General features: G+C 51.0%; 21 protein-coding genes and 1 tRNA gene. 8 read left to right on the top strand and 14 right to left on the bottom strand.

The window, feature by feature from the left end; all coding sequences use genetic code 11:
- Together TK45_RS15255 and TK45_RS15260 are read right to left on the bottom strand one after the other, a co-directional pair.
- The coding region (locus TK45_RS15255) for an efflux RND transporter permease subunit (RefSeq protein WP_131259712.1) at positions 1-2155 on the bottom strand (2155 nt) is incomplete at its 3' end.
- 2 nt (positions 2156-2157) lie between these two features.
- Complete coding sequence (locus tag TK45_RS15260; RefSeq protein WP_254426643.1) at positions 2158-3240, bottom strand: efflux RND transporter periplasmic adaptor subunit; 1083 nt, start codon at positions 3238-3240, stop codon at positions 2158-2160.
- Positions 3241-3418: 178 nt separating this feature from the next.
- Between TK45_RS15260 and TK45_RS15265 the strand changes: the two genes are divergently transcribed.
- Positions 3419-4036 carry a TetR/AcrR family transcriptional regulator gene (locus tag TK45_RS15265; RefSeq protein ID WP_165490804.1) on the top strand — a complete coding sequence of 206 codons (618 nt, stop codon included), beginning with the start codon at positions 3419-3421 and terminating at the stop codon, positions 4034-4036.
- 77 nt (positions 4037-4113) lie between these two features.
- On the opposite strand, the gene parE is transcribed toward TK45_RS15265, so the two are convergent.
- Positions 4114-6006: a DNA topoisomerase IV subunit B gene (gene parE / locus TK45_RS15270; RefSeq protein ID WP_174719795.1), complete on the bottom strand. Its 1893-nt coding sequence runs from the start codon at positions 6004-6006 to the stop codon at positions 4114-4116.
- Between the two features lie 95 nt (positions 6007-6101).
- Positions 6102-6677: a YqiA/YcfP family alpha/beta fold hydrolase gene (locus TK45_RS15275; protein WP_131259716.1), complete on the bottom strand. Its 576-nt coding sequence runs from the start codon at positions 6675-6677 to the stop codon at positions 6102-6104.
- Positions 6678-6809: 132 nt separating this feature from the next.
- Here TK45_RS15275 and TK45_RS15280 point away from each other — a divergent pair, with 132 nt between their 5' ends.
- Positions 6810-9209 carry a tetratricopeptide repeat protein gene (locus TK45_RS15280; protein WP_131259717.1) on the top strand — a complete coding sequence of 800 codons (2400 nt, stop codon included), beginning with the start codon at positions 6810-6812 and terminating at the stop codon, positions 9207-9209.
- 30 nt (positions 9210-9239) lie between these two features.
- Positions 9240-9665, top strand: coding sequence for a hypothetical protein (locus TK45_RS15285; protein ID WP_131259718.1), 426 nt, complete (start codon positions 9240-9242; stop codon positions 9663-9665).
- A 16-nt stretch (positions 9666-9681) separates the two neighbouring features.
- Here TK45_RS15285 and TK45_RS15290 read toward each other — a convergent pair whose 3' ends face one another.
- From TK45_RS15290 to nudF, 3 genes are read right to left on the bottom strand one after another with little or no spacing between them, the layout of a single operon-like run.
- Positions 9682-10422 carry a metallophosphoesterase gene (locus TK45_RS15290; protein WP_131259719.1) on the bottom strand — a complete coding sequence of 247 codons (741 nt, stop codon included), beginning with the start codon at positions 10420-10422 and terminating at the stop codon, positions 9682-9684.
- Complete coding sequence (locus tag TK45_RS15295) at positions 10422-10862, bottom strand: DUF1249 domain-containing protein (RefSeq protein ID WP_371414286.1); 441 nt, start codon at positions 10860-10862, stop codon at positions 10422-10424. Before TK45_RS15295 ends, TK45_RS15290 begins: the two co-directional genes overlap by 1 nt.
- A gap of 1 nt (position 10863) precedes the next feature.
- Positions 10864-11496: an ADP-ribose diphosphatase gene (gene nudF, locus TK45_RS15300; protein ID WP_131259720.1), complete on the bottom strand. Its 633-nt coding sequence runs from the start codon at positions 11494-11496 to the stop codon at positions 10864-10866.
- 271 nt (positions 11497-11767) lie between these two features.
- On the opposite strand from nudF, the gene tolC reads away from it, so the two are divergent.
- Positions 11768-13054 (top strand): outer membrane channel protein TolC, encoded by a 1287-nt coding sequence (gene tolC / locus TK45_RS15305; RefSeq protein WP_131259721.1) that lies wholly within the window; start codon positions 11768-11770, stop codon positions 13052-13054.
- A 62-nt stretch (positions 13055-13116) separates the two neighbouring features.
- Here tolC and TK45_RS15310 read toward each other — a convergent pair whose 3' ends face one another.
- Positions 13117-13446 carry a hypothetical protein gene (locus tag TK45_RS15310; protein ID WP_131259722.1) on the bottom strand — a complete coding sequence of 110 codons (330 nt, stop codon included), beginning with the start codon at positions 13444-13446 and terminating at the stop codon, positions 13117-13119.
- A gap of 145 nt (positions 13447-13591) precedes the next feature.
- On the opposite strand from TK45_RS15310, the gene TK45_RS15315 reads away from it, so the two are divergent.
- Together TK45_RS15315 and TK45_RS15320 are read left to right on the top strand one after the other, a co-directional pair.
- The gene (locus tag TK45_RS15315; protein WP_131259723.1) at positions 13592-14236 is read left to right on the top strand and encodes an MBL fold metallo-hydrolase; all 645 of its coding nucleotides are present in this window, start codon (positions 13592-13594) and stop codon (positions 14234-14236) included.
- Positions 14237-14309: 73 nt separating this feature from the next.
- Positions 14310-15701: a YdgA family protein gene (locus TK45_RS15320; protein WP_165490805.1), complete on the top strand. Its 1392-nt coding sequence runs from the start codon at positions 14310-14312 to the stop codon at positions 15699-15701.
- A 49-nt stretch (positions 15702-15750) separates the two neighbouring features.
- Here the strand turns inward: TK45_RS15320 and TK45_RS15325 are convergent, their stop codons facing one another.
- From TK45_RS15325 to TK45_RS15340, 4 genes are read right to left on the bottom strand one after another with little or no spacing between them, the layout of a single operon-like run.
- Positions 15751-16137 carry a VOC family protein gene (locus TK45_RS15325; protein ID WP_131259725.1) on the bottom strand — a complete coding sequence of 129 codons (387 nt, stop codon included), beginning with the start codon at positions 16135-16137 and terminating at the stop codon, positions 15751-15753.
- Between the two features lie 26 nt (positions 16138-16163).
- Positions 16164-17615 (bottom strand): M20/M25/M40 family metallo-hydrolase, encoded by a 1452-nt coding sequence (locus TK45_RS15330; protein ID WP_131259726.1) that lies wholly within the window; start codon positions 17613-17615, stop codon positions 16164-16166.
- Positions 17615-18703, bottom strand: coding sequence for a methanobactin export MATE transporter MbnM (locus TK45_RS15335; RefSeq protein ID WP_254426641.1), 1089 nt, complete (start codon positions 18701-18703; stop codon positions 17615-17617). Before TK45_RS15335 ends, TK45_RS15330 begins: the two co-directional genes overlap by 1 nt.
- Positions 18700-19446 (bottom strand): MbnP family copper-binding protein, encoded by a 747-nt coding sequence (locus TK45_RS15340; protein ID WP_165490806.1) that lies wholly within the window; start codon positions 19444-19446, stop codon positions 18700-18702. Before TK45_RS15340 ends, TK45_RS15335 begins: the two co-directional genes overlap by 4 nt.
- On the opposite strand from TK45_RS15340, the gene TK45_RS15345 reads away from it, so the two are divergent.
- Complete coding sequence (locus TK45_RS15345; RefSeq protein WP_131259728.1) at positions 19435-22170, top strand: choice-of-anchor B family protein; 2736 nt, start codon at positions 19435-19437, stop codon at positions 22168-22170. The two genes, TK45_RS15340 and TK45_RS15345, sit on opposite strands and share 12 nt — an antisense overlap.
- 112 nt (positions 22171-22282) lie before the next feature.
- Positions 22283-22359 (top strand) — tRNA-Ile (locus TK45_RS15350).
- Positions 22360-22714: 355 nt separating this feature from the next.
- Here TK45_RS15350 and TK45_RS15355 read toward each other — a convergent pair.
- Both TK45_RS15355 and TK45_RS15360 read right to left on the bottom strand, forming a co-directional pair.
- Positions 22715-23962: a hypothetical protein gene (locus tag TK45_RS15355; protein ID WP_131259729.1), complete on the bottom strand. Its 1248-nt coding sequence runs from the start codon at positions 23960-23962 to the stop codon at positions 22715-22717.
- On the bottom strand, positions 23949-24827 hold the full coding sequence (locus tag TK45_RS15360) for a hypothetical protein (RefSeq protein ID WP_131259730.1): 879 nt from the start codon (positions 24825-24827) through the stop codon (positions 23949-23951). The genes TK45_RS15355 and TK45_RS15360 overlap by 14 nt, the downstream gene beginning before the upstream one ends.
- Positions 24828-24871 lie beyond the last annotated feature (44 nt).

Here is a 24871-nt window from a genome sequence, read left to right on the forward strand (position 1 = left end):
CCCCCGCCGTACCGGCGGCCACTTCATCAAACTCGGTATTCAGGGTCAGACCCGGCTCACGCCAGTCATGCCGAATATCCTGTAGTTTGCCATCTGCGCGCAGCGTATCCATCGCTTGTGCCGCTAGCTGGCGCAGTACCTCACCATCCGGGCCAGAGAAGCGGATACCGATCTTGGCACCCACGCCCGGGCCAAATTGCAGACGTTGCAGATAAAACTCAGCGTTTTGATCCTGCTGTGGCAGTTCAGTACGCAGTGCCGCAATCAAATCATCGATTAATGCCTTGTCGGTCACCCGCACCAGCATCAGCGCGTAACTTTCATTGGCTTGTTGCGGCGCATACGTCAGGGTAAATCGATCGGCACCGCGACCAATAAAGCTGCTCACTGCAATCACGCCGTCCTTGCCGAGCACAGTTTGCTCAAGCTCGCGCACGGCCTGCTCGGTGGCGCGGATATCGGTATCCTGCGGTCCCCAATAATGGATGTAAAACAGAGGCGCATTAGACGGTGGAAAGAATCCCTGTTTGACCATGCCAAAACTGCCATAGGCAATCACGGTGACAATCAGCAAACCAGCCAGGGCAACCCAGCGTACTTTTAATATTCCGCGCAATACACCGATAAATTTGTGTTGAAATGGCGACACAATTTCTTCACCTGTGGCACCGTCATCCGGACGATATAGCCATTTACCCAGAATCGGTACCAGGGTTATTGCCAGCACCCAACTGAGCAGCAGTGAAATCATTACCACAGCAAACAGCGAGTAGAGGAATTCACCGGTCGCGTCATCTGACAGGCCAATCCCTGAGAACGCCGCAATACCGATAATGGTGGCCCCCAGCAGCGGCCATTGCGTACGCTTGACGATAAAACTCGCCGCGCTCTGGGGGCGCTCTCCACGCTTAACCTGCATCATCATGCCTTCGGCAATGACGATGGCGTTATCCACCAACATGCCCATGGCAATTACCAGTGCGCCCAACGAAATGCGCTGCAAACGCAATTCCATCAGCCACATAATCAATACTGTGCCCATCACAGTTACCAGCAAGGTGGTTCCCACCACAACGGCGCTGCGCCAGCCCATAAACACCCACAGGGTGAGGACAACCACCGCCACCGATATCACCAGATTCTGGATAAATCCATCCACTGACTCATCGACAATACTGGCCTGATCATAAATCGCATCCAGCGAAATCCCGGCTGGCAACTGCGTGATCACCTGCTCGATTTTTTCACGCACGTTGTGGCCAACATCGACAATGTTGACGCCTGATTGAGCGGAAACCGCTAGCGTTACCGCCTCATTGCCCTGATGGCGCATGTAGGCCGGCTGAATATCGGCAGGCTCTACTTTTAACGTGGCTACATCCGAGACTTTAATGGTGCGATTGGTGCCCGGCACCACCATGCTGATATTTTCCAGCGCATCCACCTGGGACGAAGGCTCATCCACCAGTACACGTAATTGCTTGCCATCAATTTCGACCCGCCCGCCATTAAACGGCCGGATGTTCTCACTGAACAACTGGGCAATTTGTGGAAAGCTGACCCCCAGGCTGGCGAGCCGATATGGATCGATATAGGCAGTGATTTGTTCCTGACGAATACCGCTGACCTGTACTTTGGCTACGCCTTCCACCATCAGCAGCTCGCGACGGATCTGCTTGGCAAAATGGCGTAATTCTGTGGCACTAAATTCTGGCGCAGTCAGGGCATAATACAGACCAAACACTTCACCAAAATCGTCATACACCACAGGAGCCTGGGTACCTGGCGGTAAATTACCCTGCACATCATGCAGGCGCTTACGCAGCTCATCCCATATTTGTGGTAATTCGCTGCCATCGAAATTGCGCTCTACTTCAACGGTTATATCTGAGCGACCTGGCGCAGATACAGAGGTGACCCTACGCAACTGCGACATCTGTTGAATCGTGGTTTCCAGTAATTCGGTCACTTCCTGCTCCACTTGATGAGCACTGGCACCGGGATACTGAGTAATCACTTTGACTTGTTTAATGGTAAACGGCGGATCTTCCAGACGGCCAATTTTCGACAAGGCAATCACACCACCGAGCATAAATATCAGCACCATCAACCACACATTGGTGGGAAAGCGCAGTGAGTACTTCGCGATATCCATACTTAGCGCTCCGCGACGAACCGAATGACGGTGATATCGTCACGCATTTTACTCACCCCGGCGGCCACAACCTGTTCATCTGCGGCTAAAGAGCCTTCAACAAAGGCAATGCCGTCACGCATACTTAGCACCTTGACCGGTACTTTTTCTACCTGTTTACGTGCCGGTACATACCGCCACACCACAAAGCCATCTCCTTCTGCCATCAACGCGGTGAAAGGCACCACTTTATTGGCCATCGTCTGGCCATCATTGACGTTCACTTTAACCACAGCACGGGCACCCGGGGTCACGCTGAAACCACTTTCTGCGGGTAGCGCAAACACCACTTTATAGGTTTGGGTAATCGGATCCGGCTGCGCTGCGTGCTCCACGTACTGCACGTCAAACCAGGTATCCGGCTGAGCCAGAATGGCCGCTTTCGCGGTGACCTGCTGCTTACCCGCATGCAAGGTAAACAGGCGTTCCGGTACATAAATATTGAAGTAAATCTGCGATCTATCCTGTAGACGGGCAATGGTATCGCCAGCGCGCACGTAACTGTCGTTATCCACCAGGCGCTCGGCAATCTGGCCATCAAAAGGGGCATGCAAACGGCTGTAATCTAAATCCTGACGGGCCTTACTCAATGCCAGTACGGCTAACTCATCTGCGGTTTGTGCGCTGTCCAAAGCGGACTGGGGCAATAAGCCCTGACTGACTAACGACTTAACCCGTGCTAATTCACGGTCGGCCTGCGCCACCCGGGTTTGTTCTTCTTTGACTTTTCGCTCAAACGGCTCGGGATCGAGGCGCGCCAGCAGATCGCCTTTTTTGACCTGAGTGCCCGCACGTAAATGTTCTTCAATCAGGCGACCTGTCACTTCGAAACGCACATCCACGGTTTTAACCGCAGACACCTCAGACGGAAACTCAAATTGTTTGCTGGCCTGTAAATTGGTCACAGTGGCCAGCTTAACCAGAGTCGGTTGCGCAGCGGTTTGACTCTCAGTCGACGCCGGTTGACATGCCATCAGGGTGGCAACAGATAACAATACGAGCGCCGCTCGCACTGACTTTTTCAAAGGAAATTCAAATACATTCATCACAGTTTTCTACTCAACGAGCGTTAATCCAGTGTAGTTGCTGGCACTACATGCGCCGAATCTGATATCGCTATTTTTTGAAAGCAAAAAGTAAACTACACGGTGTAGTTTAAGGTCATTTATTGAAAAGTAAACTGATCAGTGTAAAAATATGTTGGTTGACAACTTATGGCGATGTATGAGCAATCCAAAGAAAACCCGCAGCGAACAGAAACGCGAGGACATCCTTAATGCCGCGATGACGGCGTTTCGTGAACAGGGGGTAAAATCAACCAGCATGGATAAACTGGCCGAATTGGCTGGGGTGTCTAAACGCACCGTTTATAATCACTTCGCCACTAAAGAAGATTTAGTGCTTAGCCTTCTCGCCGAGATGTGGCAACAGTTTATGTTGCGCTCAGATCTGCGCTATGACCCCAACATTACACCACGAGTGCAACTGCGCGAATTGATCGAAGCCGAAGTGAATATGCTGTGCGACGATGATTTTATCGCGCTGGCAAGGGTGGCCATGGGGCATTTCTTCTATCACCCGGATGCTATGCGTCGCGAGCTCGATAAAATGAACGCGCAAGAGACCGTACTGGAGCGCTGGTTAAAAGCCGCCAAGGCCGACGGTAAACTGAACGCAGATGACGTGCAATACGCTGCCGATCAATTACGATCTCTGTTAAAGGGAGCATTATTCTGGCCGCGGGTGATGTGCGATGACGTCTGCCCCAAACTACCTGAGCGTAACAAACTCGTTGATGAAACTCTGATGATGTTTAGCTGCCGCTACCTGAGCGCAGAATAACCATTTTGGCCGTCAAAACTAAATGTAAAAAGCCCCGAATTAATCGGGGCTTTTTCGCTATTAGTAATGCGTCAGGATCAACCCAACTCAACCATATTGCCTTTGTGCTCCAACCACTCCTTGCGGTCACCGGCACGCTTTTTCGACAGTAACATATCCATCATTTCCATTGTGGCGGCTTCGTCACCTATGGTTAGCTGTACCAAACGGCGGGTGTTGGGATCCATGGTGGTTTCACGCAATTGGATCGGATTCATTTCACCCAGACCTTTAAAGCGCTGCACGTTAATTTTACCGCGCTTATTCTCGGCCTCGATACGATCCAGAATTCCCTGTTTCTCGTCCTCATCCAGCGCGTAATAGACTTCTTTGCCCACATCGATACGATACAGCGGTGGCATCGCTACATACACGTGACCGGCTTCCACCAGGGTGCGGAAATGGCGCACAAACAATGCACACAGCAATGTGGCAATGTGCAAACCATCCGAGTCCGCATCGGCCAGAATACATACTTTGCCGTAGCGCAAGCCAGAGATATCGGTGGAATCCGGGTCAATCCCCAGCGCCACGGAAATATCGTGAATTTCCTGAGAGCCGAGTACCTGTGAAGAATCCACTTCCCAACTATTCAGAATCTTTCCGCGCAGTGGCATGATGGCCTGAAACTCACGATCGCGCGCCTGCTTCGCAGAGCCCCCCGCCGAGTCCCCTTCTACCAAAAATAATTCAGAACGGCTGGTATCCTGAGTAGAACAATCGGTCAGTTTGCCCGGCAGAGCAGGACCCTGAGTAATCTTCTTACGCTCAACCTTTTTGCTTTGTCGCATACGACGCTGAGCGTTACTGATACACATATCAGCCAGCGCTTCGGCCACATCGGTATGTTCGTTTAACCATAAACTAAAGGCATCTTTCACCACGCCGGAGACAAATGCAGCCGCCTGACGGGATGACAGTTTTTCTTTGGTTTGCCCGGCAAATTGCGGATCCTGCATTTTGGTCGACAGCACATAGCTACAGCGATCCCAGATATCTTCCGGGCTTAGCTTGATGCCACGGGGGATCAGGTTTCTGAACTCACAGAATTCACGCATGGCTTCTAATAAGCCCTGACGTAATCCATTGACGTGGGTACCACCCTGCGCGGTGGGAATAAGGTTAACGTAACTTTCCGTCACCATTTCACCACCTTCCGGCAACCACATCACCGCCCAATCTGCCGCTTCGTGATTACCTGAAAAACTGCCGGTGAACGGGGATTTTTCCGGGATACAGGTATATTCCTGCACCGCCTGGAACAAATAATCTTTCAGGCCATCTTCAAAATACCATTCCTGCTTAGTACCGTTGACCTTGTCTACAAACTGAATGCGCAGGCCCGGGCACAACACCGCCTTGGCGCGCAGCACGTGCAATAATTTGCTGACTGAGAATTTCGCAGAGTCGAAATACTGCGGATCTGGCCAGAATTGCACGCGGGTGCCGGTGTTACGTTTTCCACAGGTGTCGATAATTTGCAGGTCTTCGGCCTTATCGCCGTTTTCAAACGCCATCTGATACACGTTTGCATCGCGACGGATGGTCACCTCCACCCGTTTTGACAGGGCATTGACCACCGAGATCCCCACCCCGTGTAAACCACCGGAAAACTGGTAGTTTTTATTGGAAAACTTACCGCCGGCGTGCAGTTTAGTCATGATCAATTCAACGCCCGGGATACCTTCTTCCGGGTGAATGTCCACCGGCATGCCCCGTCCATCATCGATTACCTCGATGGACTGATCTTCAAACAACGTCACTTTGATATTGGTCGCGTGACCCGCCAGCGCCTCATCCACGCTGTTATCAATAACTTCCTGACTTAAGTGGTTAGGTCGGGTAGTGTCAGTGTACATGCCTGGACGGCGTTTGACCGGCTCAAGGCCGTTTAAGACTTCAATAGCATCAGCGTTATAATTGGACATAATTTATCGTTGTAATTGTGCTGTGATGGGGCAAAACCTATGGGCTTGTTTTACGCCAAAAGGGGCTGCGACACAACCGTCCGCCCCACGAATGACGCTTATTTCAGTAAAAAATCTGCAATTGCCGGCAAATGCCGTTCAAAGCCAACAAAACTGTGATCACCGCCCTGTTCAACGGTCAATTTGGCGTGCTGATATTTTTGTTCCGCATCCCGGTAATCCAGTGTTTCATCTCCGGTTTGCAAAAGCGTCCACAAATTTTCCGGCGCGCTCAGTGTTGGGGTATCCAGTGCTTTTAGCTCAGTGATGTGCTGCTCGTTAAGTTGGAAAATTTCGCCCGTATATGGCTGGACTAATTCCATCTGGTATTCGCTCAGCAACGCATAGGGTTTCACGGCCGGATTGATCAGCACCGCACGTCCACCGTAGGTTTGCTGCAACCAAGTAGACAAATACCCGCCCAGCGAACTGCCTATAAAGCCCAGTTGCCAGTCCTGATAAGGCGCCAGCAATCGGGTCAGGTAGGCTTGTGCTTCGCCCGGGTAGCAAGGTAATTGTGGTGTGGCTAAACGCACCTTTGGATGATGTTGCTGAAAATACTGGCGGGTCGCCAGAGCTTTGGCCGATTGTGGTGAGCTTTGGAAGCCGTGACAATAAACAACGAGTTGCGGCATAGGGTAAATAACTTCTGAAATAAGTGAAAAAAGTCAGATTTTCAAACAGATAGAACAACCTGAATTAGCAAAGCACAAAATATCATCCATACTGTTTTGAATCCACCTCATCCGCCGGGCAGTGCCGTTATTGTGAGTACTGAAGGTACCAGACAAAATCGCCGGGCCGCCGATCGGATTCAGGTCTCGCCCGAGTTGCATAAAGGTTTTGCCCTGGACGACATCGAAGTGTTCCCCCACGACCACGTCGTATTGCGCGACGGGCAACAATATCATTTGTCGAATAAATCCATGGAAGTCCTGTTACTGTTCGCCAGTCATCCCGGCGAAATTCTCAGTCGTGAACATATCTGTGGATTTATCTGGGGGGATCGGGATGGGCACTCGGCGGCACTGACCCACGCCATCGGCGAGATCCGTCAGGCGTTAAAAGATGACAAAGATCTGCCGCGCTTTATTCAGACCCTGCCGCGGCGTGGCTACCGACTCATCATGCCGGTGAGCGTGCTAGGCCAACGACAGGAACACCATGCTGGCAGCAATGCTCAGTTAAAGAAAACCCTGGGCCAATGGAGACGTAAGCGCCTGTTTAAGGCCGGTGTCACCTATATTGTGGGTTCCTGGCTACTGATGCAGGTCGCCAATGTCACCTTACCGATATTTAACGCCGAAGGCTGGCACGATAAAATTCTACTGTTGGTGCTGATTGCCCTATTTCCGTTTGTGTTGTTGTATGCCTGGTGGGCGGAACTCCGCTTCAAAAGTCAGTTTTTGCAAAAAGCCAACAATGTCAGCGCCCGAAATGAACTGGTCCAGCGTGCCCGGGCAGATCTGACCTATATTGCCCTGCTGGGCTTGTTGTGTCTGTCGGTGAGTTACCTGATTTACGATCAGGCACTACAACCGCGAAATGCCATACAACGTGACTTTGCCAGTCAGGATGTCATCCCCAATACCGTCTTGGTACTGCCCTTCAAAACCATGGGCGACGTGAGCCAAAGTGATTTAGCCGGCATGCTAAACGGTGAATTAATCAGTTTTTTATCGCAATTTCAGGGCATTAATCTGGTGTCAGAGCGCAGTGTACTGGCGCTCCCGGCAAATGCAGACCTGCAGCTGATTCAACAGCGCACCAAAGCCGAGTATGTACTGGAGGGGATTATCAATGGCGTGGAGAATATGCTGATTGTGCACTCCACATTAACCAATACCGTGACTGGTTTCACTGAATGGAGCGGCGAGGTATCGGTGGCGGCTGGTAATCCATTGTTGATGTTCGAAAAGCTCAGCCGACAAATCAGCGCCGCTCTGACCTTTCTGGCCAGTGGCAACCAGCAGGACGACAGTCAGTTTAAACCCACCGAAGATTTCCAGGCATTTGATCTCTATCTGCAAGGCAAGCAACTGTTGCGCGATGCGCACAATTTAGCCCAACTGGAACAAGCCGAGCGCTTATTTGCCAGTGCATTGCAACGGGATAACCGCTTCCTGCTCGCCTTGTCCGGCTTATGCCGCACTCAGGTCGAGGAATATCGTATTAGCCAGAGTCTCAAAACCTTTGAAATGGCCATGCAAAACTGTCAGCAAATTGGTCTGGATGAGCGCCGCCGTGCGGAGTCGGAAATTGCTCTCGGTGCGCTGTTCCGGCAAAAAGGGGAATACGCTACGGCTATCGAACATCTGGAGATTGCGCTGGCTGCAGACGAGGACAACAGTGAAGCGTTATCGCTACTCGCAGAGGCGTATGCACTCAATCAACAAAGCGGCAAAGCCGAACAGTTCTTCCATCAGGCCATCACCACAGACCCCGGCTTTTGGCGCAACTACCAGCAGTACGGAAATTTTCTATTCGAGCAGGGCAAATACAAAGATGCCGCGGTGCAGTTTGAACTGCAAACCACGCTACAGCCAGACAGTGAAATGGCGTTCAATAACCTCGGCGCGGCTTACTTTATGGCCAATGACATGCCCCATGCGCGGCAAGCCTGGCAACAGGCGCTGGCTATTCAGCCCTCAGCGCCCACTTACAGCAACCTGGCATCAGTCGCGTTTTACGAACATGATTTTGTCACCGCTGCTGCGCTTTATCGTCATGCAATTGAACTACGCCCGGAAAATGTGTCACTGGTGGCCAACTGGGCCGACAGTCTGAAATTCGTCAACGGCCAACAGGAAAATGCCCGATTAGCCTATCAGGAGGCGCTACAACTGGCGCGCAACAGCCTGGTGGTCAACCCTAACGATAATTATATGCACGTGGCCTCTGCACGTTATTTAGCTGAATTAGATCAATGTGATAGTGCTAGAGAAATTACCCTGCCACGCATGGCGAAATTTCCTGCCGACCCCTATATTTTTTACGAACTGGCATTGATTGCCAGCCATTGTGGTCAGGCAAACGAAGTACAGGCGATGTTGCAAAAAGCCATTAGCCTGGGCTATCCAGCCGAGACGTTACGACAGGATCCGCAATTTAGTGCGTTTACATCCAACATTGAGCAATTAATTTTGCCCACCCAAGTGACCAAATAATGCTGTGTTGGTCTTAATAAGGAGCTTCACATGCAAATTCCAACTCTGCGTCGTTTATTTTCCATTGCTGCCGTTCTGGCGTTGTTTGCCGTCAGCCCGCTGGCTCAGTCCAAAGACCACGACCAATCTCTGACCATTAATATTGCCGAGGGTTGTGTGTCCGATGTGGTCGCCGCCGATCCTTCAAATTGCGACCCATCCAGTAGCTGTAAAAAGCAAGATGGCTGTGTCTGTATCAAGCCGGATAAACACATTAGTTGGGCAAGCAGCGATGGAACCAACTTTACCCTGACCGCGAAAAGCGGTAGTGGCTGGCCGTTCAAAAAGTGCAAAGACAGTAGAGATGGCAGCATGACCTGCAAAGTCGAAAAAGACGCCGCAGATGGCGATTACCTGTATAACATTGAAATCGAGGGATGTGAGGTATATGACCCTCGCATCATTATTCAACGTTAATTCATAGAGTTAACTATCAGGCGCGAATCACCCGGCTGCTAATCTGCCCGTCTGGATACAGGGTTAACAGGCGGGCACCGGGTGCTTCATTGGCGAGCCCAAATTCCGCGGTATGCGCCCATTGCCAGCAGGTCGATGGACAGCTCATGACCACTACATCGGCCAATTGCATTTCCCGCGCGGTATGAACATGCCCACAGATAGCCGCACGAATCTGCGGATAACCCGTCAGTATCGCCTGCACTTCAGTGAGATTTTCCAAACCAATCTCATCCATCCAACTGTGCATATTCATTGGTGGGTGATGCATCGCCAGCAGATGAAATGCCTGTTCAGCCCCAGCCAGGCGTTGGGTCAAGCTATTAATCTGCAGTGCACCTAATGCACCTGCCACTTGCTCGGTTTGCGTATCCAGACAATGGATATGCCAATTCCCCAGTTGCAATGGAGTTTCCCAGCAATTTTCCGCTGGATAGACTGCACGCATCTGCTGTTGTTCATCATGATTACCCGGCAATACCCGATACGTGACAGCGGGAAAGAATGTGTCCAACAGGCGCAGAAGATGCTGATAGCTCTGGTGACTGTAATCATTGGAAATATCACCACTGATCACAATGGCATCAGGCTTCACGTCGCGCAGAGTGTCGAACACCGCACACAGCGATTGAAAGGGATTAATGTCCTGGTAGCCAATAGTGTTGGTATCAGCATGAAGATGACAGTCAGACAGCTGCAGTAAGGTAAATGTGGACATTAATGGTCGGTAGCAGAAGAACTGGCGCTATGTTGCTGACAGAAGTGCAGCCACTCTGTCAGAAACAGATTCACCATCTCTTTTTCATTGCGTGCCAGCATGCGTTTATTCGGATAGCTGTAACTTGGCTTAATCGCACTGATATGCTGGCTTTGTAATACTTCCGCCATGCGCACATCGTGATACATACGCACCTGCATGCTTGGTTGCAAGTAAGAGGGCAAACCTTTGTGCTGCTGACTGATCAGTAACGTAGTGGTAAAACGCGCGACGTCCAGAATCTGAATGTGGTAAGCCAAACGCTTGCCATCATCGAAATAAAACTCCAATGCATCTTCGTCCACCTCAGGCAACAGTGCCAGCAAATGGGCATAGTTCACGTCACAGGTTGCCTGCAAACGTTTAAGGTTGGGTACGTATTTACGCTGAAAAGCACTCAAATCAATCACACCAGTTAGCAATAATTTGTTGTTGGTTTAACGCCAGCCATTGCAACGCGATGACGGTTGAGGCGTTATCAATCCGGCCACTTTCCAGCCATTCAAAGGCGGTATCAAGCGGCACGCGATGTACCAGTATATCTTCATTTTCTTCATCCAGCCCGTGAACCCCGCCTGCATGACTGAGATCGGCTTCACCGATATAAATATGTAAGCGCTCGGTTGTGCCCCCTGGGCTGGATAAATAACTCAGCGCCTTATGTAAACGACCGATGCTAAGCCCCGCTTCTTCCATGGCTTCGCGTCGACACACGTCTTCTGCCTGTTCACCCGGTTCGATCATGCCAGCGATACATTCCAGCAGCCAGGGGCCATGCTGACTACTGGTACCACCGATACGTAATTGCTCAATTAACACCACCTCGCGGCGCTTGACGTCCAGTGCCAGTACTGCGACCGCATCACTGCGCTGATAGATTTCGCGTTTGACCTCACCACTCCAGCCACCGTCGTGCAGACGATGACGAAAGGTCAGTTTATCCAGCCTGAAAAAGCCCTGATACACCCGTTCAGTACTTAACAGTTCGATATCCTGCTGATTAAATTGTTGAACCGGGTAAACCTTTTTTGTCACGTTCGCGTCCTACATAGGGATGAAATGCCTGTTAGCGGCATAGCTAAGTGGCGAATTATACGCAGCCATCAAGAAAAAGGTTGTTTTTATATTGTTTTGCCGCACATTAGGGCTAATCACATTCTGTTACACTTGGAAAACCGCTGTTACGTCTTATTAGTGTTTATTAGCGCTTGATTTTCATAGTATTTATCATGTGAAAATAGCGTGATATCACTGGCAAGCAGTGCACTAGCAATCGCTGCAAGAACAACTAGAAATAGGATCAAACATGAAAAAATCGATTATCTCATTGCTGATTGGCTTTAGCGTGGCCTCTCAGGCATTGGCAGATGATTTGTATCAGGTCTATCAGCAGGCTCTGCAAAATGACCCGGCAACTCTAAAAGCAAAAGCCAGCAAAGATGCAGCTTACGCAGCTATTGGCACCAGCCGCGCAGCATTGCTGCCGCAACTGGATTTAACTCTGAACGCGACAAAATACGCCATGGACGCCAGCGGCAGTGACAACTATGCCCGTCTGGGGTTAAGCCAATCGATTTATAATGCCAGCTACTGGGACCGACTGGATCGTGCCGAATTGGTCGCCACTCAAGCCGACAGCAGCTACGGACTGGCGATGCAAGATTTGATCGTGCGTACGGTCAGCACCTACTTCAGTGTGTTACAGGCGAAAGACGACCTGGAATTTGCCCAGGCAGAGAAGCGCGCCATCGAACGTCAGCTGGAGCAAACCCAGCAGCGTTTCGCGGTCGGTTTAACCGCCAAGACTGACGTGCATGAAGCGCAAGCCCTGTACGATAATGCCGTTGCATCTGAAATCAGCGCGCAAAATGCGGTGGAAATTCGTTTAGAAGCTTTGCGTGAAATTACCGGTAACTATCATCCGGCGGTTGAAGTTCTGGATACTAACCGCTTCAGTGCAGGCGCATTAACACCAGGCATGGTGGATGAATGGTTGAAAATGGCTGATGAGAAAAATCTGCAATTATTGACCTCAAAAATCGCCGTTGATATTGCCAAGCAGGATATTGAACTGGCCCGTGATGGTCACTTACCAACGGTTGGCTTAAGTGCCGGTGTGACTAACTCGAAAGCCAGCATCCCAGGTGAAGACCGTTCCAATACCGCGTCTATCGGCCTGACGGTTAGCATTCCGCTGTACTCAGGTGGTGGCACCAGCGCCCAGGTAGAAACGGCACAAAATAACTTTGTTGTCAGCAGTGAAGAGCGTGAACGTATTCATCGTTCTGTTATCCGCAACGTACGTAGTAACTTTTACGATGTAACCGCTGCAGTATCTCGTATCAAGGCCCTGCAACAGGCGGTGGTGTCAGCCGAGAGCGCACTGAACGCAACAGAAGCCGGTTTTGACGTAGGTACCCGTACCATCGTTGATGTACTGAACAGCACCCGTAACCTGTACGATGCAAAACGTAATCTGGCGCGTGCCCGTTACGGTTACATTACCAGCGTGCTGAGCCTGAAACTGGCTGCTGGCACGTTGAGTGAAAGCGATGTGATGGACATTAACCAAGGCCTGACCAAAGCGGGTTAAGCCTCTTTCGCTACAAAAAAGCCGCTCAATTGAGCGGCTTTTTTATATGTATTGCAGCACGATTACAGCATGCTTTCCTGGTGTACAGTGATAAAGGCGTCTGTCCCTACCTTGCTGTAGTCAATTTTATATTCTTTACCGTTGATGGTCTGAATAAACAGCAGAATCTTTTCTTCACCAAAAATATCTGAGCTGGATAAATCGACCAGTTCACTGTCCATCATGCGTGCATCGCGCTTGTTGGCAGGTACTTCGCCAGTAAATTCCTTAATCCCACGGTGGTTAACCATCAACACAGGTTCAACATCACCATTAATAATGATCAGATCGTATTTTTTTTGTTTGTGGATAATGGTGTTTCTGCCACTGAGCAGAAATGGTTTGTCCGACATGGTGCGCTCCAAGCAACTGGAAAATTATAGTTGTAGTTTTTCAACAAGATACCAGAGTTTTTATAATTAGCCAATTTCGCCAAGCGCACTGTTTATCAGGGATTGAGGTGATACACTGGACAAAAATCAAAACAAACTGCGCAATATGAAGATTCAAGTCATTCCTGTTACCCCATTTGCCCAAAACTGCTCATTTATTTGGGATGAAAAAAGTGCCACTGGTGCATTGGTGGATCCCGGTGGCGATCTGGATAAGATCCGCGCCGCGGTTGATGCAAAAGGCGTCAACATCACGCAAATTATTCTCACCCACGGCCATCTGGATCACGTCGGTGCAACAGTCGCTGCGGCAGAATTTTATCAATGCCCGATTATCGGCCCACACAAAGATGATGAATTCTGGCTACAGATGCTGCCGCAACAGAGCCAGATGTTTGGCTTTCCGCCCGCTCACGCCTTTACGCCGCAGCACTATTTAGAGGAGGGTGACAACATTCAATTGGGCGAGATTACGCTGCAAGTTATTCATTGCCCCGGCCACACGCCTGGCCATGTCGTGCTGTTTGACCCGGCCAGCAAACAATTGATTGTCGGTGATGTTTTATTTGCCGGCTCCATAGGTCGTACTGATTTTCCGCGCGGCAACAGCGAACAACTGATCAGTTCAATTCGCAACAAGCTATTTACCCTTGGCGATGACGTCGTGGTGTATCCCGGCCACGGCCCAACCACCACCATAGGTGCAGAAAAACACAGTAATCCGTTCGTCGCCGATCACCGCTTTGGCTGAACAATAAGCGGTGACTTTCAGCCGCTGGCCTGCAACAATGTCGGCGCTTTTAACCCGTAGTAACAGGATTTTTATGAAAAAAGGACTTATCGCTGGCGCCGCACTTACGGCCGCAGCGTTATTGATCACCCCGCGTTTCGTTGGTCAATCCATCGAGCAAGACATCAACCAGCTGATTGACAATATCAACAAAGCCCCGGGTTACCAGGCCGAATCATTGCGTCATAACCGCCTGTGGTTTAGCTCACAAGGTGCCATACGTATCACCCTCGGCGGTCAGATGTTTGCAAATATGCCAGGCCATGAGCCGGTGAGTTTCGATGTTGAATATGCCGCAGAACACGGACCGCTGCTATTCAATGCACAAGGTCCGCTGGCCTGGGCATCATTCTGGGCCAGTGTGGATGGCGACCAACTGCCAGAGGAAGTGCAACTTGCCGAAGGCGAACCCTTTTATCTCACTGAGGGTAATATCTCGCTGGGTGGCACCATCAATATGCATGACGTAATCCCGCGTTTCAGCGTCGAAGCAGAAGACGTGGTTATCGAATTCGGTGGTTTCGAAGGCCGCGGCGCATTGGGTAAAACCCTCAACTACCAGGGTGGCACTGGCTTAATCAGTGTCAGTAGCGAACAAGGAATCTTTTCGCTGGATAAAATCACCGTCAACCTGGATGTGGAAAATAACTGGCAAAACGGGCTCACGCTGAGCTTTGCAGAGGGCTCGCAACAAGTGGCCCTGCATAACATTCGGTTTAGCAGCGAAGTTCACGGCCAACAGGTCAGCATCGAGTCACTGACCCTGAATACGCTAAGCGAAAAAGTCAGCGACGAGCTTAATCGGGTCGCGTTTACCTATGCGCTGAATAATGTGCAGGCCAATGAATTCAGCATGAACAAGGCCATCTTTACTATGAGCCTGGGTAACCTGCATAACGATGTGTTAGACGGTTACGCGCGCCTGCTTGAAGACATACAGAATATGGCTGATCCGGATGATTTGCCCAAACCGGCGCAGGATTATCTGAATGACATCCTTGGCGCTTTGGTGAAACATCAACCCAGCCTAAACATCGACGAACTGTCGTTTGTGTTACCAGCAGGTGAGTTTAACGGTCACCTGAATGCCGAGCTTGTTGGAGTCGATGTGCTGCCTGATCCTTTGAATGATCAGGCGTTTTGGCTGCAGCACGTCAGTGCCAATGGCAAGGTCAGCGCGGATATTGCGCTGGTAAACTATTTAGGTGGCGTGGCGATGCGACAGCAACTGGCGGATAACCCACAGTTTGCCGACATGAATGAGGATCAGCAGCAAGCAGTGATTCAACAGCAAGTTGATGGTGGCATTCAGATGCTGGTAGCTCAGGGAATGCTGGAGCAAACAGACGAGAAGCTGATCAGTAACCTGACAATTAAGGACAGCATCCTGACGATCAATCAACAGCAGATTCCGCTTGGTCTGTAGCGAGTATTGTTAGTACATTAGAGAAAAGCCAGTCACCAGTCTGGCTTTTTTATTTGGGCTGCAGCAAATCCCAGCGATTGCCAAAAATATCTTCAAACACCACCACGGTGGCATAAGGCTCTTCCCGTGGCGTTTCCAAAAAGCTTACACCGCGCTGTTGATAGCGCTGATAATCTGCCCAGAAATCATCAGTTTGCAGAAATAACCAGACACGGCCACCGCCCTGCCCGCCAATTGTTTGGCGTTGCCTGTCGTTACTAGCTTTAGCCAGCACAAAAGCACAGCCCGCGCCGCCGGGTGCGACTTTCACCCAACGCTTGCCCGCGCCCATGGCGATGTCTTCCAGCAGAGTAAAACCTAATACGCTGGTGTAGTACTCAATTGCGCGATCATAATCGTCCACGAGCAAACTGATGGCGGCGAGGGATTGGGTCATAGTGGATTCTCAATTAATTCAGAGGGTTACATCGCACTTAGGTGCATCAGGCGATAATAAAAATTAATCATGCCAACGTAGTCACTGATGCGAATGCGTTCATTCACATTGTGCATCGTGCCTAGCTCTTCATTATTCAGTGGCACAAACATAAAGCGATACTGACTATCACTCACGTCATAGTAATTGGCCAGATCCGTACCGGCGTACATCAGATACGGCGCCACCACTAACGGCTCCTGCTGCTGCCAGCTTTGCTGAATGGCCTGGCGGATAAGGCCATAAGCTTCATTGTCCGCACTCCCCATCGGCGATGGCGGATTGTAATCGAGTATCTCGATCGAGACATCCTCGCCGGCCACCTGTTTAACGTGCGCGATGACCGACTCATCGGTATCGCCCGGTAACAAGCGGAAATTAAAAATCGCCGATGCCTGACGGGGGATCACATTTTCTTTGAACCCGGCATCCAAAATGGTGGGCACCATCGTAGTGCGGGTCATGGCATTGGCCGATTTCAAACCACTGATAACCGGCTTTAAAATATTGCCAAACAGCCACAAATTGGAAAACAACACCCGCTCTGGAAAACCCATAGACTCCGATGCCGTCGAAAAGGTCATATCCAGATAATCCAGCCGCTGCACAAATGGTTCATCGTGCAACGCCTGTAGCACCTCAGTGAGGCGGCTGATGGCAGTGTCACTAGCAGGCGAAGAGGAATGGCCGCCATCTGCCTGAGTGGTCAAGCGCAGATTCAAATAGCCTTTTTCCGCAATGCCCAGCATCGCCACCGGTTGGATCAAACCAGGCAGCATACCGGGTTTGGCAATAATGCCGCCCTCGTCGAGAATAAAACGCGGACGGATTTGTTGCGTTTGCATCAATTCGGCAATCGCCGCGGCACCGTTGGCGCCACCTACTTCCTCATCATGCCCGAAGCCAAAATACAAGGTACGCTTTGGCTGTAAGCCCTGCGCCAGCATGAGTTCTGCCGCTTCCAGAATCGCCATCAGGGAGGATTTGTCATCCAGCGTGCCGCGCCCCCAAATCATCTCGCCATCGTTATGGCCAGCAAATGGCGGATGTTGCCAGTTGGCCAAATCTCCCACTGGCACCACATCCTGGTGCGCAATCAACATATCTGGTTGTAACGTCAAATCACTGCCTGGCCAGCGCAGCAACAAGCTGTGTTGGTTCACTACCTGCACATCCAGCGTGCTAAATACGCGAGGAAAACTGCTGCGTAAAAATGCCTGAAAATCAGCAAATGGCTGATACGCCTGGTCTGCTTTACCCGTCGACACAGTAGGTATGCGAATGGCTTGCTGTAAACGCTCACTCACCGCGGCTACCTCAATTTGCTCGGCAGGCACAGCACTGGCGATTTCCTGGCCGGGCAATCCATACGCGCGATAAAAGCTCACCCCGATAGTGGTGGCTACGGTCATTCCTAGTGACAACCAGATCAGTCGCATTAATGTTCTCCTGGGGCGGCGAAAGCCGGATTAGTTAAAAAGCTGTGGTCCGTCAACCCTTGTAAAAAGGCGAGCAAATCCTGCTTTTCCTGCTCTTTGAGATTCAACGGGCGAATAAACGGGCTGCGATAAATATTATGTCCGCCATGGCTGTTGCCACCGCGGTCATAAAAATCAATCACCTCTTCCAGCGTGGCAATGCTGCCATCATGCATGTACGGCGCAGTCACGGCCACATTGCGCAGACTGGGTGCACGAAACCGCCCCATATCTTTCATCTGCCCAGATATCTCAATCAAGCCAGGGTCGTCATCAGGATACGCACCTTTGCCATCCACATCATACAAACCGGTATTGTGGAAGCGGCGCACATTGACCTGCATATTGGCGTGTACACTGCTTTGCGAAAAATTAAAGCCGCCATGACAATGAAAACACTCCAGTCGCTCGGAATAAAACAGGTTCATGCCACGAATTTGCGATTCTGACAGCGCACTATCTATCTGGCCGTAGGCATATTGATCGAACGGGCTGTCAAATGAAACGAGGGTACGTACAAAACTCGCTAATGCCTGGTTTACCCGGTCAAAATCGGCCGAACTGTCACCAAACGCCGCGTCGAAGAGCGCGGGATATGGCCCATGCTGCAAGCGCTCAAGCACCCGCTGTGGGGCAGCACTAATATTCAGTTCCCGCGGTGATTCGCCAAACATGGGGATTAAAATCTGCGCTTCCAGCGACCCAAGCCCATCGTGCGCCCAGGTAAAATCGGTGTTATAGGCCACATTAACCAGTGCCAGCGGATTACGCCGGTGTGGTTCGCCCGTACTCCCAACTGAGCGCACCGCAGGTTGGCTAAAGCCATAGGCTTGTTGGTGACAACTGCCGCAACTTTGCAGACCATTAGCCGATAGCCCCGGGTCATAAAACAATTGCCGCCCCAGCGCGACTTTGGCTGGGGTTAATGGGTTATCCGCAGGAATCGGTGGCGGTGGCATATTGTACGGCAGTTGCCAGCTGTATTCGGGCGCAGGCCGCTCACAGCCCCATAGCAAACACACCCAAATCAATACTAACCAGCGCTTCAAGGTACAACCTCAAACGCCTGTGGCAAGTGTTGCAGCAAACTGGCACAGGCTTGTTCTTCACCGAAATGGAAGGTGCAGCTTTGCTTCTGGTCGGGATCATCACCGAGTAGCTTCGCCAGATCCAATACGATGTGTTTACCAGCTTGCCATGGCAGGGAAACCGCTACCGTATTGGGCTCTTCACAGGCGGTTTGCGGCGCTCTGACTTTACTGGCCGCCGCACACCCGGTGCTACCTAAATGAAAGCTAAAGTGCTGATCTGCCCTGGCCATTTCCAGTCGCACAAATTTGTGCCCGCCCTGCCATGACCAGAACATATCCGGACGATTGAGCGGGGCAGGCTGTTGCAGAGGATTCTGGTGGTTCAATTCAAAAGGCACACCAATGACAAACGACAGCTGATCGCTTCCTTCTGGTATCGCTGGTGCGATAGTCAGCGGGGCACGCAACGCCTCTGCTTGACAGGAAAATTCTGCCAAGGTTACCTCAGCCGACACATTGCTCTCATTATCGGCTTGTTGATTAACGTGTAGTGAGTGCTCACCAGAGTCATCGCTGGCAGTTAACTGATACAAATAAAAACGCAGTTCCTGCACTTGCCAACCGTTGTCCAATTGCCCACCGCAACCAATTGGTTTACCTTGCCATCTCAGTTCGATGGACAAAGATTGACCAGAGGGCGCCGGCCCACAGGCGCTCAAAGTAAGTAGCAGGATAAACAGGCCAAGCCAATGACGAAACAAACCGGACACCAGATAAAAACGATAGGGTTAAGCACACTGGCGCTCATCTTGGGATGTTTACAAGGGTTCAGTCAAGACGTGTTTGCCCACGCAGAGCATGATAAGGCGCGTTTTTTGGCTCCCCAGGGTAAAGATCAGGGTGATTGCAGTAACCGATTCCGACCCTGTGCGACGCTGTCCTACGCGCTGGCGCAAGTGAACAAAGGCGATAGTATTTTACTCGCCGCTGGCAGCTATCAACTCAATGATGATACCACCCTGACCGACCTGCTTAGCACCACCGTGCCAGTCAAAGCCGGTTACAGCCAGCTGGATCAGTATCGTCAGCAGGATCCGGTCACCAACCCTACCTACCTGCTTGGCGTGCCCGCCGAATTTGCCGACGTGCTGAGCCGCGCCGGTTTTACCGTCATTCGCGACCAGCAATACACTCACGAGGTTGCGCCCACACTGGCAGGCAAACAACAGTCCGCCATTACATCGGCAACCTGCTCAGGCGGCATGGCCGGAGAGTATCCCTGTGACAACGTCGATCTGGTTGCCCACTTGCCGTTATCGGCGTTTGCCGGCTCTCCCAGCGCCGCCAATGATATTTGGGGGCATGTGGATCTGAATACCGGCATCGAATACGCCTTAATCGGCCTGAGAAACGGTACCTCCGTAGTGAGTTTACAAGACCCCAATAATCCTGTGGTGGTTGGTTCAGTCAGCGGAGATAATACCGTGTGGCGGGATATAAAGGTGTACCAGTATTACGACGCCGAGCAACTGCGCTGGATGGCCTATGCCTATGTCACTGCGGACAGTGCATCAGATGGTCTGGTCACCATTGATTTAAACAACTTACCGGATTCCATTGAACTGGTGGATCGCAACACCCACTTTGCCAGCGCCCACAACGTCTATATCAGTAATGTGGACTACAGCACCAACAGCCCGCTGAATCCCGACCCTGCGCAATTGATCATCGCCGGGGCAAATCAATTTCGTGGCGCCCATTACAGCTTTTCACTGGCTACCCCCTCTGCACCAACAGTTGGTTTTACGCCTGGCACTACGACCGCCAATGATTACAGTCATGACGTGAGCTCCGTGCTGATTACCGACAGCCGTGCGCAGCAATGTCCTGCCAACGATAATGGCTGCTCAGTGTTACTGGACTTTAATGAAAGCACCTTTAATTTATGGGATATGACTGCGCCAGAGGCGCACAGTAAGTTATCCTCCACCACTTACAATCAGGCGGAGTATGTGCACAGCGGTTGGTGGAGTGAAGACAAGCATTACATCTTTGTACACGATGAATTAGATGAATCCAGGCGTGGTTTGAACACCACGCTGCGCATCTTTGATATCAGTGATCTGCAAGACCCGGAACTGGCCGGCATCTGGACGGGCCCTACCGCCGCCATCGATCACAATGGCTTCGTGCGCGGTAACAAATACTATATGTCTAACTACGAGCGCGGTCTGACCATCCTGGATATCAGTCAACCCAGCAATCCGCTAGAGGCTGGTTTTTTTGATACCTTCCCAACCCGCACCAGCAATAACTTCAATGGTGCATGGGGTGTTTACCCTTATCTGCCCAGTGGATTGATTCTGATCAGTGACATCAACCGTGGCTTATTTGTGCTGCGTGATAACACCCTGACAGAGCAAAGTCAGGTTGGGTTTCGCGACGCCAATATCATTGCCGACGAGGGAGCGCAAATCACCCTGCAAGTGCAAAGGCAAGGCGATGCCAGCGGTGCAGCCAGCGTTAAATTCGACGTGCTGCACGGTGCGACCGATGACGCGGACATGACCTTCAGCAGTGGCGAACTCAGCTGGGCTGCCGGCGACAGCAGCGATAAAACCATTACAGTCAACATCAACAATGACGGCATCACAGAACCGCAAGAAACTTTTTTCGTGCGCTTAAACACGCCCCAAGGCACACAATTAGCAGCCAAAAATCTGCAACAAGTCACTATCGACGGCGTGCCAGTGCCATCTGCGGCCGCATTCACCCAAACGCAAATTACCTTGTATGAAGGCCTGCCGGACCAGTCGGTTAGCGTAAAAAAAGCCCGTAACAAAGACGACATCCTGCTTGTAAACTACACGTTGGAAAGCGACAGCGGCGTGGCGGGTGAGGATATGCCATTACTCAGCGGTACGCTGGAATGGCAAGCGGGCGACAATGCCAATAAAACCATCGCACTAGCCACGCTGGATGACGCGATCGCCGAGGGGACTGAAGTACTGGTACTTAGGCTAAGTGCCGACAACGAGCTGAATCTGGTGCAACCCGCCGAACTGACGATCCGCATTCGCGATGATGAGAGTAATCAGGCTCCCATCGCTGATGCGGGTGCCAATCAACAGGGCTATCAGAACAGCACACTGCAATTATCCGGCAACGGCAATGATGCCGATAACGACAGCCTCACTAGTCTGTGGCAACAGTTGGACGGCCCCGCAGTGACCATTGCCGACCCGAGTGCGCTACAAACCAGCGTCACCCTCGGCAACACTACGGGTACTGCGACCCTGCAACTGACCGTTACCGATCCGTTTGGCGTGCAAAGCAGTGATACCGTCAGCATTAATATTCAGGCCAGAGCCACGCCCCCGCCTCCCGGCTCAAGCTCCGGTGGTGGCAGTATTTACAGCTTACTGATAATGATGACCGCGGCGTTACTGGCGAGATTTCGCGCTCACAGCCGGCGTGATTGGTGAATTAATCATCGATTAACCCGCTTGACCCACTCAGGCGGGTGACACAAAAACGAAACTTGCTTATACTGCGCCCGCCTGATGTCATATCGGGCAGCGCAATGCACTTCAAAATGGCCCTATAGCTCAGTTGGTTAGAGCACCCGACTCATAATCGGTAGGTCCCTGGTTCAAGTCCAGGTGGGGCCACCATTTTTTCAAACCCGTTTTCCTGCTTAACGTCTGTACCAAGCGATAATAGCCGCCCCGCACAATATAGCTCTGAATAAACACCCCATGCTGGCCTAAATAATTCAAAACCGTTTCATCCCGTCATGCTGAACTTGATTCAGCATCCACTGCCTTTGCTGCCCGACAAGATTGATTCCAGCGGGCGTGACGGGCCTGTCCGGGGGCAATCGGGCTGGTCGCCGGTTTCAATCCACGCGTCCGGAAAGGGCACAACCATCAGCGTTTTGCATCTGACCATTCTGGTAAACGAATGACAATTTATCGCCGTTTAGATAATACCGGAAGTATTGCCTCATTTCGGCTACATCCGCTGAGTTTACGCCTGTTTCGGGTTTTTAACGTGTTTGCTGACAAAGTCTGTGAGTGGCTGAAGCTGGTCTTGAATAAGACCTTCTGACTCCAATTGTTTGATCATTTCCCATGCTTTCCCGTCGCCCATCAGGGCAAAATGCTGCGCTAATGTTGTCCAGCGCGCCATCTGCAACCCTTGTATGTCTTTTTGCTGGGTTCGACTCGGTGGAAAACGGGCGTCTAAATTAATGTTCCCCACGCTTTGCGGCAAATTTAATTGCATGTCAGGCTGCCAGTCAGAGGTGCTGCCCGGCTGTGCAAGACAATAGGCCGTTCCTGCCCATTTTGCAGCGCTGACGCCGAGTACCCTGGCAACGGTGGGTAACACATCATAAATACCCATGTTCTTGTCAAATAATGCGTCGCGGCCGACAGCATCGGCGCAAATAATTGCAAACGGTGCAGGCTCTGAAGCTGTTATCACCACGGTTGTTTTGGTTTGCATTAGTTGCACTAATCTGCCCACCAAGCCATCTATCAACATCGCTGCGTTACGGTACACTGGCAAAGACCTGAGTGGTTGCTTCGCCAACGAAAAAGCGAGGTCTTGTAACAAGGTATATCGCACAAAATGGCAGACAAAAGACTGATCTTCTATCGCCTGTGTAGCCGCTGCATGGACACTGGACGTCTCACACACCATTCTGGCTAATGATTTGCTGCCAAATGTCTGCAGTTGTTGCAAATCGTTATTGAAAAACCAAGTCAAATCCGCCTCACTAATCTGGCTTGGATGCCACCTGAGTTGGCTCATCTTTGCCGTTCGGGCAAGATTGGATACGCTGCCGGGTGACAACGGCCAATTATCCGCATCGCTATCAGTGACTCGACAAAACGCATCACTCAGGACTAAGCCAACCTCTGATTTTGAGAAGTGACTGCCCAGCATATTGATGGCAACGCAAGGGATGCCCGCCGCATCCAGATATTCCCAGAAAAACGGCGCGGTGACACCGGGACGACACAGGTCGGTGATACCATAACCGTCCGGGCGATTACACTTCGCCGTAACGATGTTGGATTTCTCAGGCGTCATACCGGTCAGCAAGATCCCTTCAGTGATGATATTGGTGGCTGACCGGCGAAAGCAACCGGAAGTCCCTGTGTGAATTAAATCCAATAAATTCGGAAAGAGCTGGCTGGTGTCATCATCCATCAACAGGCGCCAATCAAAGTGCGGCAGGTGAACCCATAGGCAGTTACTCTTGAGCATCAGTTACCTTCTGATATATAAACGCCTCTGTACTGGTAACCTTGCCTTCCAGTTTTTGCGAGATGCGGGTCATCTTTTGGTTGTCTTGAATAATGGCAATTTGACTCTCGGTGATGCCATGGTCCAGTAACGTCTTCATATTTTCAGCAATGAAATAAGCAAACACCCAGGTGTCCTGATAGGCGCTAGCGATATTCAATGGGTCCAAATAAGCGCAACCATCCTCAACACCAATCCCCAAAGAGGCGACAATCTCTTCGCCTTTGTAAAAGGCCGTGGAGAACTGATAGTCGCGGGTAGATGGGTATTCGCCGGTGGCATATAAATGCTCGTGCGTCAGCTGCCCAAATCCCTGATTGCAGAGTGCATTGAGAGCGTCTGTGTTGTCTGTGTAGGGCAGGAATGAAAACTGTGCCAGTGTCTGCGCTGAGGGTTTGAAACGCTTTAGCACCTTTTCGAACAATGCCAAAATCGTCGCCACCCTGACTGTCTTTCTCACCAGCCACCTGTTCATTTTAAAGCCATGCTGCTGAAACCGGCGCATCTCATCCTGGTCAACGATGGGCTGCTGCTTGTTTAAATAGCGGATTCCATGTTGTCGGCACAGTTCGAGCAGGCGTTCGACGGCGAAATCAAAGATTCTGTCATCAAAATCCTGAGCGGTCAGCTTGATTTCAAACACATAGGTCGGATCACCGAACATCTGATTCCGGTATAGCAACACATAAGCAAGGTGAACATTTTGTTGTGCCTGCACAGCGAAAAGGGACGGCGCAACCTGACAATCTCTGGCGCCTTCAAAATAACGCCCGATAGCAGGGCTATGCGTCAGGGTAACATCAATAAAATCAATATGTTGAAACATAAAAAACCGAGTATACACTCGGTCCTTTTATTTGATTTTTAATC

This window comes from Bowmanella sp. JS7-9, assembly GCF_004329715.1.
Taxonomy (GTDB): Bacteria; Pseudomonadota; Gammaproteobacteria; order Enterobacterales; family Alteromonadaceae; genus Pseudobowmanella; species Pseudobowmanella zhangzhouensis.